The 22,880-nt window shown below is 45.6% G+C and carries 21 protein-coding genes; 4 read left to right on the top strand and 17 right to left on the bottom strand.

What is annotated here, in order from left to right; genetic code table 11:
• Positions 1-12: 12 nt before the first annotated feature.
• The 4 genes from FFM80_RS09655 to FFM80_RS09640 all read right to left on the bottom strand — a co-directional run bounded on the left by FFM80_RS09655 (position 13) and on the right by FFM80_RS09640 (position 3,242).
• Positions 13-780 (bottom strand): NUDIX hydrolase, encoded by a 768-nt coding sequence (locus tag FFM80_RS09655; protein WP_137640595.1) that lies wholly within the window; start codon positions 778-780, stop codon positions 13-15.
• A 60-nt stretch (positions 781-840) separates the two neighbouring features.
• Positions 841-1,002, bottom strand: coding sequence for a hypothetical protein (locus FFM80_RS09650; protein ID WP_137635596.1), 162 nt, complete (start codon positions 1,000-1,002; stop codon positions 841-843).
• 468 nt (positions 1,003-1,470) lie between these two features.
• On the bottom strand, positions 1,471-2,325 hold the full coding sequence (locus FFM80_RS09645; RefSeq protein ID WP_223877333.1) for an alpha/beta hydrolase: 855 nt from the start codon (positions 2,323-2,325) through the stop codon (positions 1,471-1,473).
• 17 nt (positions 2,326-2,342) lie between these two features.
• Positions 2,343-3,242, bottom strand: coding sequence for a C40 family peptidase (locus tag FFM80_RS09640; RefSeq protein ID WP_137640593.1), 900 nt, complete (start codon positions 3,240-3,242; stop codon positions 2,343-2,345).
• Positions 3,243-3,413: 171 nt separating this feature from the next.
• Between FFM80_RS09640 and FFM80_RS09635 the strand changes: the two genes are divergently transcribed.
• The gene (locus FFM80_RS09635; RefSeq protein ID WP_137635593.1) at positions 3,414-3,878 is read left to right on the top strand and encodes an Lrp/AsnC family transcriptional regulator; all 465 of its coding nucleotides are present in this window, start codon (positions 3,414-3,416) and stop codon (positions 3,876-3,878) included.
• A 251-nt stretch (positions 3,879-4,129) separates the two neighbouring features.
• Positions 4,130-5,332 carry an NAD(P)/FAD-dependent oxidoreductase gene (locus FFM80_RS09630; RefSeq protein WP_137640592.1) on the top strand — a complete coding sequence of 401 codons (1,203 nt, stop codon included), beginning with the start codon at positions 4,130-4,132 and terminating at the stop codon, positions 5,330-5,332.
• A gap of 44 nt (positions 5,333-5,376) precedes the next feature.
• Here the strand turns inward: FFM80_RS09630 and FFM80_RS09625 are convergent, their stop codons facing one another.
• Together FFM80_RS09625 and FFM80_RS09620 are read right to left on the bottom strand one after the other, a co-directional pair.
• The gene (locus FFM80_RS09625; RefSeq protein WP_137640591.1) at positions 5,377-5,973 is read right to left on the bottom strand and encodes a TMEM175 family protein; all 597 of its coding nucleotides are present in this window, start codon (positions 5,971-5,973) and stop codon (positions 5,377-5,379) included.
• A gap of 139 nt (positions 5,974-6,112) precedes the next feature.
• The gene (locus tag FFM80_RS09620) at positions 6,113-7,837 is read right to left on the bottom strand and encodes an MFS transporter (RefSeq protein WP_137640590.1); all 1,725 of its coding nucleotides are present in this window, start codon (positions 7,835-7,837) and stop codon (positions 6,113-6,115) included.
• A 166-nt stretch (positions 7,838-8,003) separates the two neighbouring features.
• Here FFM80_RS09620 and FFM80_RS09615 point away from each other — a divergent pair, with 166 nt between their 5' ends.
• A complete protein-coding gene (locus tag FFM80_RS09615) occupies positions 8,004-8,600 on the top strand; it encodes a TetR/AcrR family transcriptional regulator (RefSeq protein ID WP_171001075.1) in 597 nt (198 codons plus the stop codon).
• Between the two features lie 79 nt (positions 8,601-8,679).
• On the opposite strand, the gene FFM80_RS09610 is transcribed toward FFM80_RS09615, so the two are convergent.
• Positions 8,680-10,233 (bottom strand): ABC-F family ATP-binding cassette domain-containing protein, encoded by a 1,554-nt coding sequence (locus FFM80_RS09610; protein ID WP_137640588.1) that lies wholly within the window; start codon positions 10,231-10,233, stop codon positions 8,680-8,682.
• An 89-nt stretch (positions 10,234-10,322) separates the two neighbouring features.
• A complete protein-coding gene (locus tag FFM80_RS09605) occupies positions 10,323-10,910 on the bottom strand; it encodes a GNAT family N-acetyltransferase (protein ID WP_137635587.1) in 588 nt (195 codons plus the stop codon).
• Positions 10,911-11,025: 115 nt separating this feature from the next.
• On the opposite strand from FFM80_RS09605, the gene FFM80_RS09600 reads away from it, so the two are divergent.
• A complete protein-coding gene (locus FFM80_RS09600) occupies positions 11,026-11,406 on the top strand; it encodes a VOC family protein (RefSeq protein WP_171001074.1) in 381 nt (126 codons plus the stop codon).
• Between the two features lie 491 nt (positions 11,407-11,897).
• Here the strand turns inward: FFM80_RS09600 and FFM80_RS09595 are convergent, their stop codons facing one another.
• The 9 genes from FFM80_RS09595 to FFM80_RS09555 all read right to left on the bottom strand — a co-directional run bounded on the left by FFM80_RS09595 (position 11,898) and on the right by FFM80_RS09555 (position 22,821).
• Positions 11,898-12,098: a hypothetical protein gene (locus tag FFM80_RS09595; RefSeq protein ID WP_137640587.1), complete on the bottom strand. Its 201-nt coding sequence runs from the start codon at positions 12,096-12,098 to the stop codon at positions 11,898-11,900.
• A gap of 385 nt (positions 12,099-12,483) precedes the next feature.
• Positions 12,484-14,487, bottom strand: a complete 2,004-nt coding sequence (gene nagE / locus FFM80_RS09590; protein WP_137640586.1) for an N-acetylglucosamine-specific PTS transporter subunit IIBC — start codon at positions 14,485-14,487, stop codon at positions 12,484-12,486.
• Between the two features lie 936 nt (positions 14,488-15,423).
• Positions 15,424-16,323, bottom strand: coding sequence for a DegV family protein (locus FFM80_RS09585; protein WP_137640585.1), 900 nt, complete (start codon positions 16,321-16,323; stop codon positions 15,424-15,426).
• Between the two features lie 354 nt (positions 16,324-16,677).
• Positions 16,678-17,970, bottom strand: a complete 1,293-nt coding sequence (locus tag FFM80_RS09580) for a homoserine dehydrogenase (RefSeq protein ID WP_137640584.1) — start codon at positions 17,968-17,970, stop codon at positions 16,678-16,680.
• 30 nt (positions 17,971-18,000) lie between these two features.
• Entirely contained in the window at positions 18,001-19,284 is a 1,284-nt protein-coding gene (locus tag FFM80_RS09575) for an O-acetylhomoserine aminocarboxypropyltransferase/cysteine synthase family protein (RefSeq protein WP_137640583.1), read from the bottom strand.
• A gap of 2 nt (positions 19,285-19,286) precedes the next feature.
• Positions 19,287-20,156 (bottom strand): homoserine O-acetyltransferase/O-succinyltransferase family protein, encoded by an 870-nt coding sequence (locus FFM80_RS09570; protein WP_137640582.1) that lies wholly within the window; start codon positions 20,154-20,156, stop codon positions 19,287-19,289.
• Between the two features lie 695 nt (positions 20,157-20,851).
• Positions 20,852-21,271, bottom strand: coding sequence for a DUF3284 domain-containing protein (locus tag FFM80_RS09565; RefSeq protein ID WP_137640581.1), 420 nt, complete (start codon positions 21,269-21,271; stop codon positions 20,852-20,854).
• Positions 21,261-21,449, bottom strand: a complete 189-nt coding sequence (locus tag FFM80_RS09560) for a hypothetical protein (RefSeq protein WP_137640580.1) — start codon at positions 21,447-21,449, stop codon at positions 21,261-21,263. Before FFM80_RS09560 ends, FFM80_RS09565 begins: the two co-directional genes overlap by 11 nt.
• A 7-nt stretch (positions 21,450-21,456) precedes the next feature.
• Positions 21,457-22,821, bottom strand: a complete 1,365-nt coding sequence (locus FFM80_RS09555; protein WP_137640579.1) for a PTS sugar transporter subunit IIC — start codon at positions 22,819-22,821, stop codon at positions 21,457-21,459.
• Positions 22,822-22,880 lie beyond the last annotated feature (59 nt).

The raw sequence follows: 22,880 nt of genomic DNA, 5'->3' as shown, positions 1-22,880 counted from the left end.
GGCTAAAACGTGTCAACCCACCGTTTTTAACTGATAGACTTTCGCTGGGCGGCCAGAGCCAGATTTGTGGGCTAGACCAGTTTCAGTAAACAAATGACCATGCGTTTTACGAAAATTCGAATTATCGATTAAACGACTAGGTTTGCGCAGCAACGTCGCATACAATTCACGGGCTTGTTTTAGGGTAAAACCAGTCCCTAACACGAGCAAAATCGTAGGCGCATAGTCTAGCCGATTGCGCAGTCGGGTAAATGCCGTCCGCAAAATTAACGTGTGATCAGCAGTTAGACCACTGGTGGTCACATACGGGGTTTGGTCTTGATAATACTTTTTTGCACTAACGGTAGCTGGCAACGTTGGAAAGACTAACTTACCGGCAGCTAATTGATAAGCCGCTTTGGTCGGTGTGACCGCGAACCACTGGACGGCTTTAGCGCCATAACCGGGCACTAAGGTTGGTTTGACCGGTAAATAAACCATGTACGCTAACGCTAATTCGCGTTCACCGGGGCCCCGATGCGGATCAGAGAACGTGCCTAGCTGTTCCGTATGAACTTTCGGCAACGTGACGCCTAGCTTTTCGCGAACTAACCGCAACGAGGCGTCATCTGCACTTTCATCCGCGCGCAAATACGTCGTTGGTAAGCCCCAGGTTGATTGAAATGGCGCTTCCGAACGTTGAAGTAACAATAGCTGCAACTGTTGCGTCGCTTGATCAAAGCTCCAAATAATATTCGTAATACTGATTAATGGTCGGTTGACTACGGGTGCTGTCGTCATCCTAACCGCCTCCTTACAAAAAGGCCACGACAGTTTGCGTCGTGGCCGAAATAGTCGATTTTAAAGTTGTTGTAAAGCTTGCACCGTCCAGCCGTTAATGGCTGACTTTTCGATGATTGCTTTTTTGATTTCCCAGACATCCGCCTTGATATAGCGCTGTCTAGCTGTCATTAAAGGAATGTTCTGATAAACCTCATGACCTTTATTAATCGTTACTCGCATTTAATTACGTCCTTTCCTAACGCTCAGGAAATTTTGCAAATAATTCTGGGTACTCATACTGGGTCAAGTATTTGAGTCTTCAATTTATTTATTCAAAATCTGAGATGCTTAATTGGGTTTGGATTATCCACAGCTCCCAAACCAAGTATTAACTTTAACACATCCCACCACTTTAAGCTAATGCTTTGACTCTTTTTTCCTTATTATTAAGGCTTTTAATAAAATCGCAAGCGGTTACCGTTGTGATTTCAGCATCGTCGCCGTACACTTAAGGTATTCAAAGTTAGGAGGCGGTTCCGGATGCATAGCTATAAATATCTAACCTATGGGGGCATTACGGCCGTTTATTTAGTGGCACTTTATGCCCTCTATCATTTATTACGGTTAGCTTACTTTTTATTCTTGATGTAAGCCCAGTGACTAAAAGCAGTCCGGTAAGTTTGCCGAACTGCTTTTTTATCGGTCATTTTAGCGATACCACAAATAACGATCAACCGCTAACGCTACTTTGGCATTTTCATGTAACTGACTATGCTGAGCATGTTTGCCATGGAAAACATGCTCTGTGTAAACCACTTCACGACCGCGCAACAAGTATTTAATCGACCGCGCAGACACGTTCGTTACCAAGCTATCAGAGTGACTACCATCGTCTAAGTCACCGACAATATTCAACAGCTTCACGCCAGTTGGAAAGGCCGTCCGTTTAGCGGCTAATAACTGATAAGCGGCGTGCTGATACTTGGGCGCACCAGTTGCCAAAAACGAATTCTGATTGGCAACATCGTCTTCACCTACGACCCCATCGAACGGACCAGCAATCGTCACCAACTTGTTGACTTTTGGAAACCCACTCACTTGCGGCGTCATTAACATGTTGACACTCGCCACACACCCTGCCGAATGGGCCACCAGATTATACGACTTAAACGCGTGCACTTGTTGAACCGTGGTGATCACATGAGCTAACCACGTACTCTGCTGGTTATATTGCGCCAGGTTATTCTTAAAGACCACCTGAATAATCGGATTCCGCGTCTTATCCGCCCAATGCCCACTTAAAGTCACCGTGCCACCCGCACTAACCGTTGCCACTAAGACTTTATGGGCATGCGCGGCCTTTTCAGCATGACTAATCAAGGTGTTCGTCGACTTCGCACTGCCCTGAAACCCATGCAGATAAAAGGTCGGTCGCTGACTATTCACGTACGCAGACTGTGGTTGCCTACGCTGACGACTTTTTTGCTGACTCTGATGATTAACTTTGGCACAGCCACCTAAAACGGCAACTAATACTAGCATTAACCCTAACCAACGTCTCATTCTCACTAACTTTCGCCTCATTCACGCCAATAACGTTTTATTTGAACCAATTCATCTTTTAAATAAGTTGCTGACAACTGCAGATACGTCACATGTTTACCCGGTGTCGGGGAATGTAATAGCCAGCCGTCCCCCGCATACATCGCCACATGGTGTAAGGCACCACGGCCTTGATGATGAGCGAAGAAACACAAGTCACCTGGCTGGGCATCAGCCAAGGTCACCGTTTGGCCGCCTAATGCTTGTTCACTGACATCACGCGGCAACGTGACACCGATACAGCGATGCAAGGTATAGACGAAACCAGAACAGTCAAACCCATAGCCACTCAGACCACCCCAGAGATAACGTAAGTCCAAGAAGCGCTTGCCTAACTGCACCATCGTTTGACCAGCAGTTAAGTCGGTTGTCTTAAAGTCAAACTGGGTCGCTCGTTTGGCCACCTTACCAATCCCTAATGGGGTTTGAACCAAGTCATACAGACTGTCCTTAGTCGAAACGACTGGCAGTTGCGTCCCAATACTCAATTGTAAGATGGTACTGCCATCCGCCCGCAACAACGGCGTAAACCCTTGCCGAATCGTCACCGTTGGCCCCGTCTGCACTGGTAATTCTGCAGTCGAGAGTTGCGGTGCCCAGATCCAGCCTGGATAACCTTGTGGATGAACTGAATCGCGTTGGGTCGTCACGTAGACATAGGCCCACCCATCTACAATACGATCGATTAAGACTGGGTCATTGAATAACGCCTGCGTTCCAACCATATTATGTTGTTCCAGACCAACTGAATCGGCATCCGTCATCTGGGCCAGCCAAGTTTGTAACCCGTGATTCGATAATGCTGCTCGATCAATTGAACGTACTTGTGGTCGTTGCCAGACCGTAGCCACGGCGGCGCGTACTCGTGCTGTTTGCATCATAAAACCTCCCCATCTTTTTAAGTCAATTCTATCATACCCTTTTTTCAGCTGAACTTAAGGCTGCCAGTTAAGTTGTTATCTTTTCTTGATAAAGTTAACTGTAAAATTAAAAATTACTGTGAAAGTATGCTATCATACTAATAATTACTCAGGGAGGCGTTTTTTAAGATGGACAAAACTGATTTGAAGATTCTGAACGCCTTACAAGCGGATGCGCGGATTTCGCTCAAAGCTTTGGCGGATCAGTGCTTTATCTCCTCACCCGCAATTTCAGCCCGGATTGCGCGGCTTAAAACGGCCGGCATTATTCGCGACTATCAGGCCAATCTCAATTATGAAAAACTCAACTATCACATCAAAGCTTATATTCAGCTGCAACTAGAACCGACCCAAAAGGAACGCTTCTATCCGTACGTTGCCAGCATTCCAAACGTCTTAGAGTGCGATTGCGTCACCGGAGAATATTCCCAGATTATGAAAGTCGTCTTTGAGTCGACGCAAGCCCTCGATGAATTTGTCAACAAGATTCAGACCTTTGGCAAGACCAGCACCCAGATTGTCTTCTCAACCAGCGTCTCTAGCCGCGGCATGGTCTTACCAGACGACCACGACATCAGCAATATCGTGGAATAATCTGGATCGTCTAAATCGATGCGGCTTCAACTAGCGTGATAACAACTATTCACCCTATAAACAACGGTCAACCAACAATTAAACGGTTGACCGTTTGTTTATGTCGATAATTTTAATGCCGTTTTACCTGCATTTTTCAGCTAAACAGTGTACGATATAGCCAGTTAATGATTGCTAAACTGGTCATGTATAATCCCGGATTACGTTAATTCATTTAAAACTAGCTTAAATATAGAAATGGGGTCAGCTTCATGGCAACAATTTTAGTACTCGGTGGCGGCTATGCGGGGATGCGTGCCATCAAATTCTTACAAAAAACGGCTTTGGCCGAGGATAACTTGATCTTAGTCGATCAATCCAGTCTCCACACGGAAAAGACAAACTTACACGAGGTCGCAGCTGGGACAATTGATCCAGCCAAGATTACTTATGACATTCCGAGTGTCATTGGCAAGCGGGTCACCTTTATTCAAGATCGCGTCACTAATGTGAGTGTCAATGACCAGCAAGTAACATTAGCTAAACATTCACCACTGACCTACGATTACTTGGTGCTTGCATTAGGCTTTCAATCTGAAAGTTTCGGCATCAAAGGGGTTGATGACAATGCCCTACCAATGGATGATTTAGCAACATCCAAGACGGTCTATCATCATATTGAATCCAAGTTAAAGTACTACGCCGAAACTAAAGACCGCAACGATTTAAAAATCGCCGTTTGCGGGGCTGGCTTTACGGGTATCGAACTCTTGGGCGAATTAACCCAATCCTTACCCAAGCTGCAAGCTAAATACCAGACACCAGCCGTTAAAGTGGTGTGCCTAGAACGCATGCCATCGATCTTGCCAATGTTTGGCCAACCATTACGTGATTATGCCCTGAACTTCATGGCGAGGCATGATGTTGAGATGCGCCTGGGCGCCAGCATTACTGAAGTCACGCCAACCGCGGTTATTTACGAGGATGCCGACAAGCAAGCCCATCAGTTCGATGCTAATACCATTATTTGGACTGTCGGGGTGAGTGGTTCGCAAGTCATCGCTGATTCCGGCTTCGAGCAACGTCGCAATCGGGTCGTCGTGCAGGCGGATCTCTCATTAGCCGACCATCCCGAAGTCTTCATTGTCGGTGACGTGGCGGCCGTAATGGACCCTACTGGCAAACGCCCCTATCCGACAACAGCTCAGATTGCTCTCGCTGCGGGTGAACAAGCTGCTAAGAATATCGGTGCGTTACGCCGCGGCCAAACTACTGACGCATTCTATTATCAATCTAGCGGTACCGTTGCTTCACTTAGCGACCGCGACGGTATTGGCGAAATCTTCAGCAAGCAACGGCCAGTCCATGGTTATCCCGCTTCTGCGCTGAAGAAAGTAATCACTGACCGCTCCTTACTTGAAAGTGCCCATTTGAGCACCGTCTTCCACAAGGGGCGCTTTGACCTCTATCATTAAACCCCAAAAGACGCCTGGAACTTAATCCGGACGTCTTTTTTTGACTATTCAGCAATCTTATCACTATCAGCCGGTGTCCGAATCGCCATCAAAATCAGTTCAATCACCGTAAACACCATTGATAATGGTGGCCAGACAAAGATAATCAGGAAAACCACAATTACCGCAACCATCCAGAAGAAGACATTGGCATGAATGCGATACGCTGGCATTGCTTGAATCTTCGCTGCAATTTTAGGATGATCATCCACATTGGCCTGGGCGATGGCATGTGAAAGTACCGCGTAGGCGATGGCCCATAACAGAAAAATAATAAAATAGAACAATTCTGGTTGTGGCTGATCAATAAACTTCCCAGCCCAAGCCGTTGACACGGGTAGTAACGACATCGTCAAAATCCAAACATTATTCAACCAATAAATCCGTTTCGTGATATGTTTCGTTAATGTCAACATATAATGATGGTTATACCATGCCACCCCGATGAACAAGAAACTGATTAAATACGCAATCAAATAACTCGCATTCTCCGCTAACGCCGCAAATGTCGGCTCACTCGGCACATCAAACTCTAACACCATAATCGTCAATACAATGGCCACCACGGCGTCAGTAAACGCCTCGACCCGTCCTTTATTCATTCTCGCCAACCCCTTAGTTCAATAATCTGATTAATTAAATTAAATATACCACTCGTTAATGTTAGACCAAATGAAAACCACCTACGAATCGCATCATAGGTGGTTTACTAAGCAATCTTTTTGTAGTTCGATTGTGAAACTAGAAAGTAATAACAACAAGAATTGATAACAAGGCCAATGGAATAATGATCTGGAACGTTTTTAGGAAAGCATCATTTAAATTCCATGCTAGTCGCCGCCGGATTCGCTTAATTCCTAATCTTAATTGTTGATTAGTGACCCGTACACGATGATCAATAGTTCGGTTAATTACAGTTGTCACTGCTGCTTGCACTTGACGCCGTTGCACTGCTGGAATCATAGTTACCGGAACTTGATGTAACATGGCAACCTTATCCAATTCGGCGCGGGTTGCCTTTTGAACTACTTGTTGACGCTGTGCCTTTGAAACAGTCACCCCTTCGAAAGTCACACGCTGATTGACTTGGCTATTACTATTAGTTGCCTGTTTAAATTTGCGAGCTAGTTTCCGATTAACTTTATTTTTAACTACTTGGGCAACATTTAACCGGGAAACAGCTTGCCGACTATACATTAGTGTTTGATTTTTAGCGGTTTGAACATTATTGCTCAATATCGACATAAAAACCGCAATTGATAAAATCATGCCAACTTGCCGTAAAACATTTGCAACACTTTGTGAGTCAGTCAATTTGATGCCATGAAAATCTGCCACCACTAAAATATTCACAGTTGCCGCAACTAACCCATAACCAATCCCAAGAAAAATTTCACCAATAATTAATGACGTATACTGATTAGCGACCGGTAATTGCGTGATCAACCAATAACTTCCCGCAATCATCGCGAAACCAGCCCCCACCAATAATTTATTATTCAATCGCTTGACCAACAAGGATGTTAAGATTACCGACAACATAACCGCTAAAGAATATGGCGTAATTTTTAAAGCAGCATCAAGTTCGCTTTCACCATGCACTTTGGTTAATAATGTCGGCATTAATGCTGCAAATGCCCCCAAGAAGAAGTTGCATAAAACCAATGCTAAACCTGAACCATCAAAATTACGACTTTTAAACAACGACAAGTCAATCATTGGTGTAGCTGCCCGCCGTTCACGTATCATAAACCCCACGAAACTAAGAAGCGCGCTCCCCGCTAATCCTAGGATTGCCAATGAAGTCCACCCCCAAGTATAGCCTTTAATCAACGCCATCGATAAACAAAATAATGTTGCCATAATTAATCCAGCTCCCAACCAATCAATTTTAGTCGGCTGAGTGGCTTCATGCCTCAATGGTAAGACAATCACAAAAATAATAATATCAAGGATAATCAGTGGCACATTCATTAAGAAAACCCATCGCCAACCAAAATACTGTGCAACGAACCCACCTATACTCGGTCCAAGCGCCACCGCTAAGCCTTGCACACCAGCTAACATAGCCACGACCTTATTCCGATTTTCCTGAGTGCTCAATTCTAAACCAATTACCATACTCGTCGGAATAATGCTAGCTGCACCAATACTCTGAATCGCTCGCCCCACCAGCATCCATGGTAAATTAACGGCATTGCCGGTCATCCATGATCCTAAACTAAAGATAATTAAACCAAGAAGAACCATCCGATTACGTCCAAAGCGTACTGCCAAGCGGCCTAATGGAATAATCATCGTTGCAAATAAAATCGTATAAATATTTAATGCCCAAGATAAATCATTCAGACTTACATTGAATGCACTTTGAATCCTCGGTAAAACAATCGTCATGATTGAGACATCCATCATACAAAGCAAGTTACCAATCAATAGTACGGGTAAAACGGTCTTCAGTTTGTTCATCACAATGACCCCCAGTCAGATTGAAAGTCGATGATTTGCGCAAATCTCGATTGTCACAGCTGTGATATTTCTTTCAAAACCTAGTATACTTACAGTCATCAAAATGTCGAGTCATTATCAACAAGTGCTACAGATGGTCAAAAATGTGACAGGAGGTTTCATAAATATGGATGGTCACGCTAAACTTGCTCAACAATCACGGACTTGGATTATTGATGCTTTCTTCGAGTTACTAGCACAACAAGACTACGAAACGCTGACGGTTAAGGCAATTACTGATCAAGCCCAGCTTTCTCGTCGAACTTTTTATCGTTTTTTTAAAGATAAACCTGCTATTTTAAATGATTTGAGTCAACAGTTTTTAACGAGTTATGCTAAGGCACTTCAGGAACTTAATCCTAAAATGGTGACCTTTGATGACATTGTGGTCCTCTTTTTCCGTTTCATGTGGCAACACCGAGAACGACTGCAACTACTCATCAAACAGAATCTTTTTATGCCTAGATTACCGTTAGTGATGGCACAAGCTCCTCAGTTATATCAAGAATTCGATGCGCCATGGCACCATTCGGATAGTACTGAGCAGATCAACCTTTTAATGACCTTTATGTTGGGCGGCTATTGGAGCGTTATCAATGACTGGTTAGCACACGCTGACCCGGTCCCACCGGAAGAAATCGCCAACAACCTATTACTCACCTTAAAAAAGACAGACTTAAAAGTTGTCGCATTTAAAAAAAATGCAGCTAGAGAATCCTACTAGATTCACTAACTACACTTCGTCAACGTTAGGCCAAATAAAAACCACCTACAAATCGCATCATAGGTGGTTTATCAGTTAACTAGTCTTGCCGATCTTTTAAGCTCAACTTTTCAACGTTCAATTGTTTATTAATCCAGCCATCCACAAAACTACTTTCATGACTAACTAGAATCAAATTACCAGGGAATTCTTGTAAGGCTTTCTTCAAGCCTTCCTTGGTTTCATCATCCAAGTGATTGGTTGGTTCGTCCATGATTAAGAAGTTGCTAGGCACCAGTTCCAATAGTGCCAACTTAACCTTAGTCTGTTCCCCACCACTCAATAGATGCATCGGCTTCATCGCGTTAGCGGCGTTAATCCCACACTTCGCTAACTTCGTCCGAATCGTCTTTGGCAGCATCGTTGGATACATTTCTTGAATCGTATCCAATGGCGTTAATTGTGGATTATCCCATTCCAAGTCTTGGTTGAAATAGTTAATCTTAGCCGATGGTGAGAAGTTTGAGGTTCCGCCCAGTGACGGAATCACGCCCAGAATTGATTTAATCAAGGTTGACTTACCAACCCCGTTAAACCCTTTAAAGGCTAACTTTTCGCCACCCGTCATCGTAAAGGTGACCGGTGCCAACAATGGCTTGCCATAGCCGACTGATAAATGTTTCACCGTCAAGGCATTCTGTGAGCCCGTATCTAAGTATGGGAACGAGAACTTGGCATGCGCATTTTCGCTCGGTGGATCGACCCGATCCAAATGCGACAGCATCTTTTCCCGTGACTTGGCCATCGTTGACTTCGAGCCGGCCTTATTCTTACGAATGAACTTTTCAGCCTTATCAATTACAACTTGTTGCTTTTCGAAGGCCTTTAATTGAGCTTCCTTACGGGCTTCTTTTTGGCGCATCGCAGACTTAAAGTCGCCACGATACTTGATGATTTTGCCAAAAGCCACGTCGCAAATACAGTTCGTGACTTGTTGCAAGAAGTCGTAATCATGGGAAATAACCATGACCGCCCCTTCAAACCCATTCAAATAATCGACTAACCACGCGATGTGCGCCGTATCCAAATAGTTGGTTGGTTCATCTAAGATAATGACATCTGGATCTTCCAGCAATAATTTGGCCAGGATAATCTTCGACCGTTGGCCACCAGACATTTCACTAATGACATGGTCACGCCCGATTTCATCCAAGCCTAGCCCAGTAATAACCCGTTCCATCGCCGTTTCGATATCGTAAAAGTCATTGGCTTCCAATGTTTCTTGAATCCGGCCGGCCTTTTCTAACAACGTATCATCCATTGATTCGGCATAGTCAGCGTAATATTGTTGCATTTTAGCATCCAAATCATATAACCGTTGAAAGGCAGTTTTCAGAAAATCATACAGGGTCATCCCGGCTGGAATGTCCGCATATTGGTCTAAATAACCGGTCCGAATATGCTGTTGCCATTTGATTTGTCCTTCTAAGGGTAAAATCTGCCCCGTTAAAATCTTGATTAAGGTACTCTTGCCAGCCCCGTTCTGACCGACAATGCCCATGTGATCGGCCCGTTCTAACGTAAAGTTTGCGTCTTCGTAAAGTTTACGATCAGCGAAACTTTGCGAGAGGTCGGTTACTTCTAGTAAAGCCATCTTGTTTTCATCCTACTTTCATTAATTAACTCTGCAAAACAGGCCCCGTCGATTCCAACGAGGCCTGTCAATTAAAGACTTAGGTGACGCTATGCCATGACTAACTCTTTATCTAACTCATACTGCATATGGAAATACATATGATCACCAATTGGCTTGATCCCGACCGTTTCGTAATCGTGACGGTCGTATAACTTCTTAGCACCGGGATTAGCCATATCCACATTCAACCCAATCCGCTTTTGGCCGGCTTGGCGTGCATACTTTGGTAAGGCTGCTAATAAGCGCCCCCCAATCCCGTGGCCTTGATAATTGGGATCAACCGCAATCGAATCCAAGTACCATTCGTGCTCATAACTTTCTGCTTCAGCTTCAAACGCTGAGCCAAACGCATCGTTATCCGCCGTGACCTGCGCTAACACGTCATCAACGGCATCTTCATTTTTGTCAGGGTAACCAAATGCCACCCCGACCACTTGACCATCGGCCTCGGCCACTACCGTCGTTGCCATATCGGACAAATAAGCTGGTGTCCGGTATGCGGCAGTAATGGCCTGCTCTAAGTCAGGTTCTGGAATGTCGTCTAGTTCCTCAAGTTGCATTTCATCAAAGATCATATTAATTAGCGGTGCTATCTGGCCCGCGTCATCCTGATCAGCTGGTCGAATCGTTATCACAAATAGTCCTCCTATCTTAGTAATTAATACCTTACTATGAATCGTCGACGATGTCAAAATTCACGAACCCCGTGGTATACTAGTAACCGAATTCATTTTGAAAGGATTTGAGTCTGTGAATATTCGCGACATTGATCATATCGTTCTAACCGTCACCGACATCGCCCGGTCACTCCGGTTCTACCATGAAGTCTTTGATTTACCCATCATCACTTTTGATGGTGACCGTAAAGCAGTCCTCGTCGGTAAACAAAAAATTAATTTTCAAACGATTGACGAACCACATACGCCAATTGCGGCTAAGCCAACGCCAGGTAGCGCTGACTTATGCTTGATTGCGCGTGATGATATTGAGGTGATTCAACATCATTTAAAGAGTTACTTTGTGGACGTCGTGGCAGGTCCAGTTGAACGAACTGGGGCGCACGGCCAGTTAACTTCCTTATATGTACGTGACCCTGATAATAATTTGATTGAGATTAGTAATTACAAGTAAGCAAAAGCCCGGATTAACAAGTTAATGTTAATCCGGGTCTTTCTTTACATTGTTGAACTTTATATAGTAGATTACGCTTGGTGATAGCTAAAATTGCCGCCTGCCGGTTGGTTCCTAAAACGCTGGAACGCCATGGGCCATTTTGAAGCCAAAGCGCGGTCTTCAAAACTGGCCGTGGCCTAAGTTCCGAGCAGACCACTCGCACTAAGGCCAACGACACGGCTGAACATTTTAGGAACCAACCTCTCGGCTAAATATGTTGATTGAACATTTTATAAATATCGACTAACTAACGGCGGGCAGGCCAGAATTGGCTCAGTGGTGTCGTTTGACTTAGCCGGTGATTTTTCCGGGTTAGTCAAAGCCCGGCTTGTGAGACCGCTCTTCGGCTCACAAACGTGGCCACCACGTTCCAGCCGATTCTGGACCAACCAGAGTGACAATTTAAACCAACTAGCACCAAGCGTATAAAATGCACCCTAAAGCTTTCCTCAGCTCAACAACTGCAAATCCGTCAACACTAACATGCCAAAGATAAATAACATTGGCATCGTCGCAACCGTTAAAGTCGTATCCGCAGTCACTAGGACCCAACCACTATGATTATGGACATGCTTCAATAAATGGTAAACGCCCACACATAACGCTAACATAAGATAAATAAATACCACGATGTCACCGAACAGTTGCACGAAAGTCCCCTCCAAATCTAACGTCTCACAAATTAATTAATGCTCATTGTGCCAATCTTGACTCACAATCAGCTTTATATCTGGCCTGAACAACCAGCTTCTTAATGTACCCGTAAATCATTATTCTTATAATACCCCACTCCCTATGACTTAACAATCTTATTCCAAAATATGTGTTAGTTAACGACGGGCGACCCAGAATTGGCTCAGTAGTGTCGTTTATCGGGTTTCGACTTAGATAAAGCCCGGCTTGCGAGACCGCACCATGGCTCAAAAACGTGGCCACCACGTTCCAGCCGATGCTGGGCCAACCAGAGTGGCAACTTAATCCAACTACAAAAAATCAGCGCTAACGTGTCACCACGCTAACGCTGAGTCAATCATCTTATTCCGCTGCCCCGATAATATCACCGGCGGCAACCGTCTTAGTTTGGTTCATTTCAAAGTGTTCAACTTGATCCATATTCGTGATAACGACCATCATCGTTGTCGCTTTTCCTGCCGCTTTAATAGCATCCAGATCAACTGTGGCAATCGCACTACCAGCAGCAATCTGATCACCGGTCGCCACGTGCAAGTCAAATGGCGTCCCATTCATTTCAACCGTGTTAATCCCCATATGAAGCAAAATCTCTAACCCTGAGGCCGTCTTCAGACCAAGCGCATGCTTAGTTGGGAAGATACTGGTCACTTCACCACTCACTGGTGCGACCACTTCATTGTTGTTTGGTTCAACCGCAAAGCCATCCCCCAACAGTTTTTGGGCAAACGTATCATCAGCGACGTCACTAATTGGCATGAGTTCACCAGTCGCCGGTGCATGCAAGATCGTTGTTTTAGCAACGGTCGCGACACTTGGTTGTTCAACTGTCGCGGTGGTACCAGTGGATTCAGCAGCACCAGCTAAAGCTAATTCCGGTTGTGGTGATGCACTCACACGACCATCGTCTAATTGTTGTAAGGCTTCGGCTACGAATTGCACTTCCGTTCCAATCACAATATGAATGTTATGCACATCCAAGATATTTAATCCGGGCACGCCCGCTGCTTTAACGGCAGCTTGATCCACTTTACCGGTATCTTTTAATTGCAGCCGCAGCCGCGTCGTACAATTGTTAATGACACTAATATTATCGTGCCCGCCAATCGCTGCATAGATACGTTTAGCTTGCTTCATATACTTATCGTCACTGTCAGCTGTTGCCACTGCAGGCGCGTCTTCAGCGGGTTCTGCAAGTGGTTCGCGACCTGGCGTCTTTAAATCAAATTTTTTAATAGCAAAATCAAATCCAAAATAATAAATACCGGCCATTATAATCCCTTGCACGATCAACATGTAAGGCTGATTGGCTAGTGGCATTCGGAAACTTAATAAATAATCGACTAACCCGCCACTAAATGAAAAGCTTGCTGTCCAGTGCATCAAAGCTGCAAAGCCCAATGATAAGCCCATAAAAACAGCGTGCAACACGTATAATGGCCAAGCGACAAACATAAATGAGAACTCCAAGGGTTCAGTGACGCCGGTAAAGAAGGAGGCAAAGGCCCCCGCCAACATTAATGATCCCGTTTCTTTTTTCCGTTCTGGTAACGCATTGCGATAAATCGCGTAGGCTCCCGCGGGTAACCCGAACATCATGATCGGGAAGAAGCCGGCTTCATACATCCCGGTAATCCCTTTGATCCCCTTGCTGGCCCAGAAATTTCCAATATCATTAATCCCAGCGACATTGAACCAGAATACTGAATTCAACGCATGGTGCAAGCCAGTTGGAATCAATAACCGGTTGAAAAAGCCGTATAATCCAGCCCCAACAAAGCCTAGTTTTGAAATGCTCGTGGCAAATAACACGATGGCATCATAGAAGAACGGCCAAACAAAATACATCACTGCGGTAAAAATCAACATGACAAATGCCGCTAAAATTGGCACTAACCGCTTCCCACTAAAGAAGGACAACGCCATCGGTAATTTTACTTCATGGAACTTATTGTAAAGGGCCGCGGCAATTAAGCCGGCACAAATCCCAATCAATACATTCCCCGTAATCGCACTAAACGCTGATTTAATAGCAGTCGTCTTCACAGCTAACAAGTTTGCTAACCCGATTGCACCAGTTGGCGTCAGCATCGTCGTTGGCACTAAGTAGGCCACAACCCCGGCAATCGCTGCCGCCCCATCCTTATTCGCCGACATGCCAACCGCTAAGCCGACCGCAAACAATAAGGCTAAATTATTTAAAACGACGTCACCGCCGTTGATTAAGAATCGTGATAAAATCCAAGCCTTTGGTAAATAGTTACCAATCCCGACTAGAATTGCTGCGGCGGGTAACGTCGCAATCGGCAACATTAAAGATTGCCCAATCCGTTGAAAATATGTCTTCATACCAATTTCTCCCTGTCATCTTTTCTAACACGTTCTAAATACTAGCACAGCAGTTGTTTAGATAAAAGTGTCTCGGGTCCATTTATGTATAGACCAATATTACAATAACCGTTTTCATTACGATTAAATCGGTTTTTTAAAAAATGAAAAAAGTTCTGAAAAAATTCAGAACTTTTCATAAATAATTTAAATTTAACCCTATCAGCTGACAGAGCCTCGTGACTAAAACCATAAATAATGGCACTTTATATACTTGGTGTTAGTTGGATCAAACTTACCACTCTGGTTGGGCCAGCATCGGCTGGAACGTGGTGGCCACGTTTGGAAGCCACGTTTGGAAGCCAAAGTTCGGTCTTCCAAGCCGGGCTTTATCTAAGTCGGAAAATCACCGACCAAGATAAACGACACCACTGAGCCAATTCTGGCCCAACCGGCAGGCGACAATTTCAACTAGCACCAAGCGTATACTTTATGTGTAATGAAAGCCTTAATCATAACGCTATGTGAAACTGCTATGTGAATGGTTCAACTAACTTATGTGTTCAACTCAACGAAAAAAACGCCCAATGGATTTAAAATCCAAAGGACGTTTCACACGGGTTACCACCTTAGTTTGAATCGTAATCACTCACGATTCCTCGGTACGTTCAGTCTCACTAAACGCATGCACGCTAATGGGTGCTCCCAGTGAACCTCGAAAAGTTCACGCCATGATTGAGCTTTGATTAACTTGCCATGACACCTTCCCAGCGACCGGTGCTTGCTTCGCATGTCAAGCTAACGACTCCTTCAAATCATTCTGGCTTTTTCATCAAGTTTTAATGTTATAACCATAATATCATTTAGCCGGTCTGTCAACCATTTATCAGGTCACGATTGAATCTTAATCAAGCGCCCCATTATCAGCCAGTTAATCACGGTCGAGACTTAACTTTCTTAATCGACCACACGCTGCTGATTAAGCGTATTTAACAATGGTTTCCAATCATACGACCAGATCATGCCTAGCGCATGTTCCCCCGTTAAGACACCCATTAATGGGCCAATCTCACCAGTCTTAACCCGGACCGCTGGGAATTGATAACGAAGTTCGCTGGCCCAATCTTCCGCAATCTGCGGGTCATTGGCATTAATAATATCTAAGCGAACGGGCTGTTCACTCGTAATCACGAAGCGGTTAAACTCATCTTGTACGGCTTGTTGCGCATTTTTTAACGTGCGTTCTTTACCGAGTACTTGAATCTTGCCATGCTCGTTAAAAGTAATAATCGGTTTATTACGTAAAACCATCGTCCCAGCTAGACTGCTGTTATTATAGATACGACCGTTTTTAACGAGATGGCGCATGCTATTAACGATCAAAACAGTCTGGGTGGTCGTGCGCAAAAGATCCAGTTGGGCCAAAATATCAGCCATACTATAATCAGCTAACGCCATCGCCGCTGCCAACTTCACCATATTCGCGGTCCCAGCACAGGCGGTCCGTGAATCAAAGACCTCCACGGCCAAACCTCTGACGGACGGCGCGTAAGTCTTAAGATTATTAATATAACCACTAATCCCACTACTCAAGCCAACCACCAGCACTTGATCATAACCAGCAGCTTGTAATTGGTCAAAGACCACTTGCATTTCCGGCATCGAAATCTGGGAAATCGTTGGAATATCTTTTTCTACTTTTAATAATCGGTAAAATTGATCCGCATTAATATCCACGTTCTCATGGTAGACATGATTACCAAACATAATCGGATCATTCACCACGGTAATTTTGTAATCTTGCGCCGCTTGGGCAGACAAGCTCGCGGAACTATCGGTGACTACCGCAATTTTCATTTATTTCACTCCAATTCAAGAGTGTGAGGGCCAGCGGGTTGCGACTGAGCATTGCCTAGCTATCCGGATAACTCGGTGAATTTTCCGAGTTGTCCGGATAGCGTCGCAAGCACAGGTCGCAGCTGGCCCGAACACGTTTCAGCCAAGAGTGTGAAGACCAACGGATTACGGCCAAGCATTGCCTAACCATCTTAATTACTCGATGAATTTCCCGAGTAGCTAAGATAGCGTCGCAAGCACAAGTCGCAGCTGGCCCGAACACGTTTCAGCAGCACCACAATCATGACACTACTAGCGAATAACGCCACAAAAAAAGACGCTCACATACAGTATACTGTACGTCAGCGTCTTTTTTCAAATCGCAACGTGAACTGGTTGCGTCGTTTTAATCGCAGTCGTCGTTGTAACGGTTGAAAATGCAATTGGTAGCGCGGTCAACTCGCGGCCATCACTTGCTAAATCAACGGCCAATTGTCGTAATTGAGCAGTGGTTAAGACACTAGTCTCATAACAATCAGCGGTATGGCGTTGTAATGAGAAATCTCCTTCATTAGCGGCACGTTGTAGCTTTAGAACTGAACTGTCCGTGAAGATGAGGTAACGTTGTGATAAATCGGCTAAGCGTGTGACCGTCAAGTCAGCATGATTTTGATTAAAGGCCCGGCCACACGTCTGGCGGACTAATTGCTGAGCTGCCACGATGACATCGTTCAAGACGCTGTTGGCCGTGGCGGTACTGCCAGCACCCGGACCGGTGTATAAGCTGTCACCAATCGCCTGGCTCGTGACCGCCACACCATTCTGTACCCCCTTAACCTGACTCAAAGCCGTCGTCTGCGGCACAGCCACCGGTGCAACTCGACAAGCCAACTGGTCGCCAAAGCGTTGTGCTTGGGCCAGTAATTTAACTTGCCAGCCAGCTTGAGCGGCTTGTTGACACGCTTCAGCGGTTAATTGCGTAATGCCTTGCGGTGCAAGTTGATCAATCGTCAACTGCTGGCCGAAAGCAAACTGGCTTAAAATCATTAATTTGTAAGTCGTATCTAGACCACCGACATCGTTCGTTGGATCAGCTTCCGCATAACCAGCCCGCTGTGCGGCGGCTAACGCCTGTGAATAAGTTTTACCAGCTGTCATGGCACTTAAGATGTAGTTAGCGGTCCCATTAATAATTCCAGCGACCGCCGTGACTTGATCCGTCGCATAACTATCCGTCAACGTCCGCAGAATTGGAATTCCACCCGCAACACTAGCCTCATAGAACAAGTCACAATGTTGGCGTTGTGCTAACGCTGTTAACTGTTCCCCCGCTGTGGCCATCAGATCTTTATTGGCGGTGATCACTGATTTACCATGCTGTAGCGCCGTGACGATGGCGCGTTCCGCGGTCTTTAACGTTCCCATAACCTCAATCACGAGTTGAATCTTAGGGTCAGTCACGACCGCCTCGATAGAATCGGTTAAGCGGGTACCGATGGGTAACGTTACGGCCCGCGGCGCATTCAAATGATGCACGGCAACCGCTGCTAGTCGCAACCGGAGACCTTGAGTCTGTTCAATTTTACGAGCCGCTTGCGTTAACCGCATCACAACACCGCTGCCCACTGTTCCGAGTCCTAACATGCCCACTGCAATTGTCGTTGTCATTTTTAATCACGCCTTTCTGATTGTTGTTGCTTAAAGCTGTGCCAATGCTTGATCCAAGTCCGCAATCAAATCATCCATATTTTCCACACCCACTGAAATCCGAATCAAATCCGGCGTGACCCCTGCTGCTAGTAATTCCTGGTCATTCAATTGTGCATGGGTCGTTGACGCCGGATGAATAATCAACGACTTGGCATCCGCCACGTTGGCTAATAACGAGAATAATTGCAAATGCTCGATTAACGCCTTCCCCGCCGCTCCGCCACCCGTTAAGCCGAGGGTAAAGATGGACCCGACCCCCTTGGGAAAATACTTCGTTGCGAGCGCATGATACTTGCTGTCAGGAAGTTCAGGGTAATTGATCCAAGCGACTTTCGGATTGGCGGTTAAATAGGCAACGATCTTACGCGTATTGGCCACATGCCGCTCCACCCGCAATGATAAGGATTCTAAGCCTTGTAACAATAAGAATGAATTAAATGGACTAATCGTCGCGCCCGTATCACGTAACGTTTCCGCCCGGACCTTCGTTGTAAAGGCCGCACCGCCTAAGTCGGCAAAAACCAGGCCATTATATTGAGGACTCGGGGTAGTAAAGCCCGGATATTTACCACTCGCTTGCCAATCAAACGTCCCGCCTTCAACAATCACCCCGCCCATAGTCGTCCCATGACCGCCAATGAACTTCGTTGCGGAATGCACGACCACATCGGCACCGTGTTCCAACGGCCGCACCAGATATGGCGTCCCAAACGTATTATCCACGATAAAGATAATGTGGTGGTCATGCGCAATCTGCCCAATCGCTTCAAAATCAACCAGATTAATGCCCGGATTGCCAATACTTTCAACATATAATGCCTTGGTATGTTCATTAATCGCCGCTTCAAAGTTAGCGGGATCGTCTGGATCGACAAAGCGCGTTGTAATCCCTAATTTTTTCAAAGTGACGCTAAACAGATCAAACGTCCCACCATATAAGGTGTTGGCCGCGACAATCTCATCACCCTGTTCAGCGATGTTTAAAATTGCGGCCGTAATCGCCGCCGAACCGGTAGCTAACGTGACACCCGCAGTGCCATGTTCCAACGCTGCGACCCGCTTATCAACGACAGCCGTTGTGGGATTAGTCAACCGGGTATAAATATTTCCGGCATCCGTCAAGGCGAAACGTCCCGCGGCCTCCTTAGCGTCCTTAAAAACATAGGAGGTCGTTTGATAAATCGGCACGGCCCGTGATCCGGTTTCGTCCACCGTTTGACCGGCGTGAACTTGGAGCGTTTCAAAGTGTAACTTCTCATTAGTGGTTGTCATGATTAAAGACCTACTTTCGTTAATTTAAGGGTTTCAATCCAATTGGCATACAGCTGATGGCTCGTCTGATGCCAGCTATCATTAATTGTCTGCAAATTTTTATTTTTAAAATAATATTTAGGTAACTCAATCGGTAAGTGCTTACGCTGATCGCGGAAGTATTCGTTCGCCAAGGTATCCGTATCATATTCCGGATGACCGGTAACATAAACGGCGTTGGCCGCGGGGGCAGTCATAATCAATGGCCCAATCTCATCGTTGGCCGCCACCACGTGCAAGTCGCTTGGTATCGCTGCAGGTAAATCCAGCTGAGTATGACGCGACTGCGGCATCTTCAATAACCCGCCCGCACTGAGATTATGAGCTAATTGCGACTGTTCATCTAAACTCGTGGCTGTATAAATTCCAAAGATCTTTTGATCAACAAGCCGCTTTTGAATATTGAATTGATAGTACAAACCAGCTTGGGCGGCCCAGCATTCAAATAACGTTTGGGTCACGTGCGTCTGCGCCCAATCGACAATCGTGCCGAACTCATCCCAATAATCTACTGCTTCAAAAGCAATCTTTTCAACCGGTGCGCCGGTGATGATTAAGCCATCAAAATGTTGGTCGTAGACTTGATCCAGGCTGGCATACGCAGCCGCTACCGTCTCACGCGACAAACTTTTGAATTGGTGAGTCGCCGGATACATAAAGGTGATCTCGAAGTCACCAGGCACCGCAGCAAAGTTACTTAAAAATTGGCGTTCCGTCGTGACTTTCGTCGGCATTAAGTTCAAAATCAACAGGCGCATTGGCGTGGCACCTTGGGGTTGATTGATCCATTTTTGTCGGGCTTTTAGTAAGCCGTTTACTGCGGTTACGGTCATTTGATGACTTCCTCTCTTTAGTTGGTTTTTGGGTGCTATGTAGGTTTTTCTGAAACGTGTTCGTTCGGGCAGCTTCCTCCGCATTTAGTCTGCCGAAACGTGTTCGGTCCAACTGCTCCCTCCGCTTGCTACGCTAAGTCAACCATTCCGGAAACCCACCGGAATCATTGCCTTAGCTAGGCAATGCTCAGGAGCAACCCGTTGGGCATCACACTCTACAAAAAAAGGCTCCCGTCCAATAGTCTCCCTAAGGAAACTACCGGACGAAAGCTTTCGCGTTACCACCGTGATTCGTTACCATCTCACAATGATAACCTCGACAAGTACCCCGCCAAATGGGGATACTCCGCAATATATCGGTTGCCACCGCATTCGTAGCCTTACGACCCGAATCATGACTCCAAGCTCATCTTCACTTTGCTCACAACTGCTTCTCACACCACTTCGAAGCTCTCTGGGGAGTTGGTCACAACGCTACTCTTCTCTTCAACGTCTTAATCATTTTCTAATGTACTATTAATCTAACACCATCTTTTTTAATTGTCAACTCAGTTTTCAATCTTTTATTACCGACATTAATATAGCTGCACGCTTGGTACTAGTTGGCTTAAATTGCCACTCTGGTTGGCCTAGACTCGGTCGGAACGAAGAAAAAACGCCCGCAACCAACTAAGATTGCGGACGTTTTTGAGTATTCATTCATAATATGAAGCAGCCATTTGACTCATCATTTTCTTAAAGCGGCGCTTACGGAACCAACCTAGTAACATGACCCCAATTCGGTTATTGGCCTGCGTTTTCTTGTCTTTCCCCAAAAACGTTTCGGCGTATGCCAAAACCGTTTGATTGGCATCAGTACTGGTAAATTGATAATCCACACCATAATGATCCCGCGGTGTCTCCAACTCATACGCATAACGCCGGCCGGGTTCGGCGTGGGTAATCGTAAGCTGTCCACTCAGCCCATTGGCCCACTTCTTCGTATACCGATACCCTTGCAAGCTCTGGCGTGGTGCCGGATGACCGGTCTGTTGCTTAATATCGGCCTGTGCTGAATCCAACAATTGGCGATAGATATAATCAACCGGGGCCTTCAAAGTTACTTTAATTTGCATGTTTTTGGCTCCTTTCCAGTTGACCAACATGGCGATATAAGACGAACAAGCCGGCACTAACACCTAACCCTAATCCCAGGGTTACCCACTGGCCGATACTGCCGGCTAGCGGACTTAATACCACTGCAAGTAAGGCGAGGTTCATGCCAATGAGTAAGCTCTGCTTTAAGGTCTTCATGAGTTCATTAATCTCCAATCGATTCTGGTTTAATTTTGTTAGCTGCTTTGACGAATGGCACGTAGATGGCAAAGGCTAATAAGCCATTGACCACTTGTAAGACCACTGAACGCCAATCCATGGTGGCTACTAAGGCGTTCATAATTGGTGGCATTGACCAAACAATGTTATTCGTAATTGGAGCCACCCAGCCAGCCGTAATCGCGGCATAGGCAATAGAAACGGTAACAACTGGTGCCAAGATAAACGGAATAAAGTAAATTGGGTCTAAGACAATTGGTAACCCAAACATCACGGGTTCGTTAATGTTAAAGAAGCCTGGTCCAATCGCTAACTTCGCCACTGAACGTTGATCATCACGTTTACTAAACATCAGAATGGCAATCAGTAAGAGCAAGGTTGACCCGGCCCCACCAATCCAAGCATATAAGTCAAAACAGTTCCGTGTCCAAAGGTAAGGAATCGCTTTGTGAGCTTGGAAAGCATTCACGTTCGCTAATTGTGCCGTTAACCAAATACCATCCAAGACTGGCGCTAAGACATTGGACCCATGAATTCCGAAGAACCAGAAAACTTGAACCAATAAAGTCATCAATAAGACCGCACCGTAGCCTTGACTCATGTTCAAAAGCGGTTCTTGAATCATTTTCGCGATCCATTCAATAACGGTCGTTTGACCAAAGTTACTAAAGAGCCAGTTGATCGTCCCGACCACGTAAAATGCCGCGGCGGCTGGAATAATCCCCGTAAACGCATTGGCAACAGCCGGTGGCACGGTGTCAGGCATCTTAATCGTAATATGTTTCTTCATTAAGTAAATATAGCAGGTACTAGCAATGGCGCCCAAGATCATGACGGTAAAGAAACCGTATGAACCAAAGTACGTATTGAAGTTAAAGTAACCCCAAGCCGTCACTTTTTTACCAGCGACCGCCATCCCAGAATCCGTTAAGACTTTGGTTGCGCCGGCGCTTAGGCTCTTAGTTAACGTCCCAGTAAAGTTTTGTGGCAAGCTCATGATGAACGTGCCCAGCGTGACAATCCCACCGGTCACGGGTTCAACCTTATATTGGATTGCCAATTGGTACCCGAAAGTAAATGAAAAGATTAATCCTAAGATGGCTAGGGTTCCCGTCCAAACCATCCCGTTAATCCCAATCAACCATTGCATTGAATTAACAATGCCCATCCAACCGAATTTTGTTGGAATATCACGGACTAAGGCATTCAAAACCGTGGCGACTGATCCGGCCATCATTGCCGGCATAATTGCAATAAACGCATCCCGTAACGCGACTAACCAGCGAACACCGCCAATTTTAGCAGCAACTGGTACTAAGTGTTTGTTCAGCCATTCAATAAATGAATTCATAATTGCACTCTCCTAAAGTCATACTCCTTGGTCATATCAGTATCCCCCCTGATAATTCC

Origin of the sequence: Lactiplantibacillus dongliensis, assembly GCF_005405105.1 — a bacterium.
Taxonomy (GTDB): domain Bacteria; phylum Bacillota; class Bacilli; order Lactobacillales; family Lactobacillaceae; genus Lactiplantibacillus; species Lactiplantibacillus dongliensis.
Note: the sequence above shows the minus strand (reverse complement) of the source record. Positions and strands in the feature narration are given on the sequence as shown.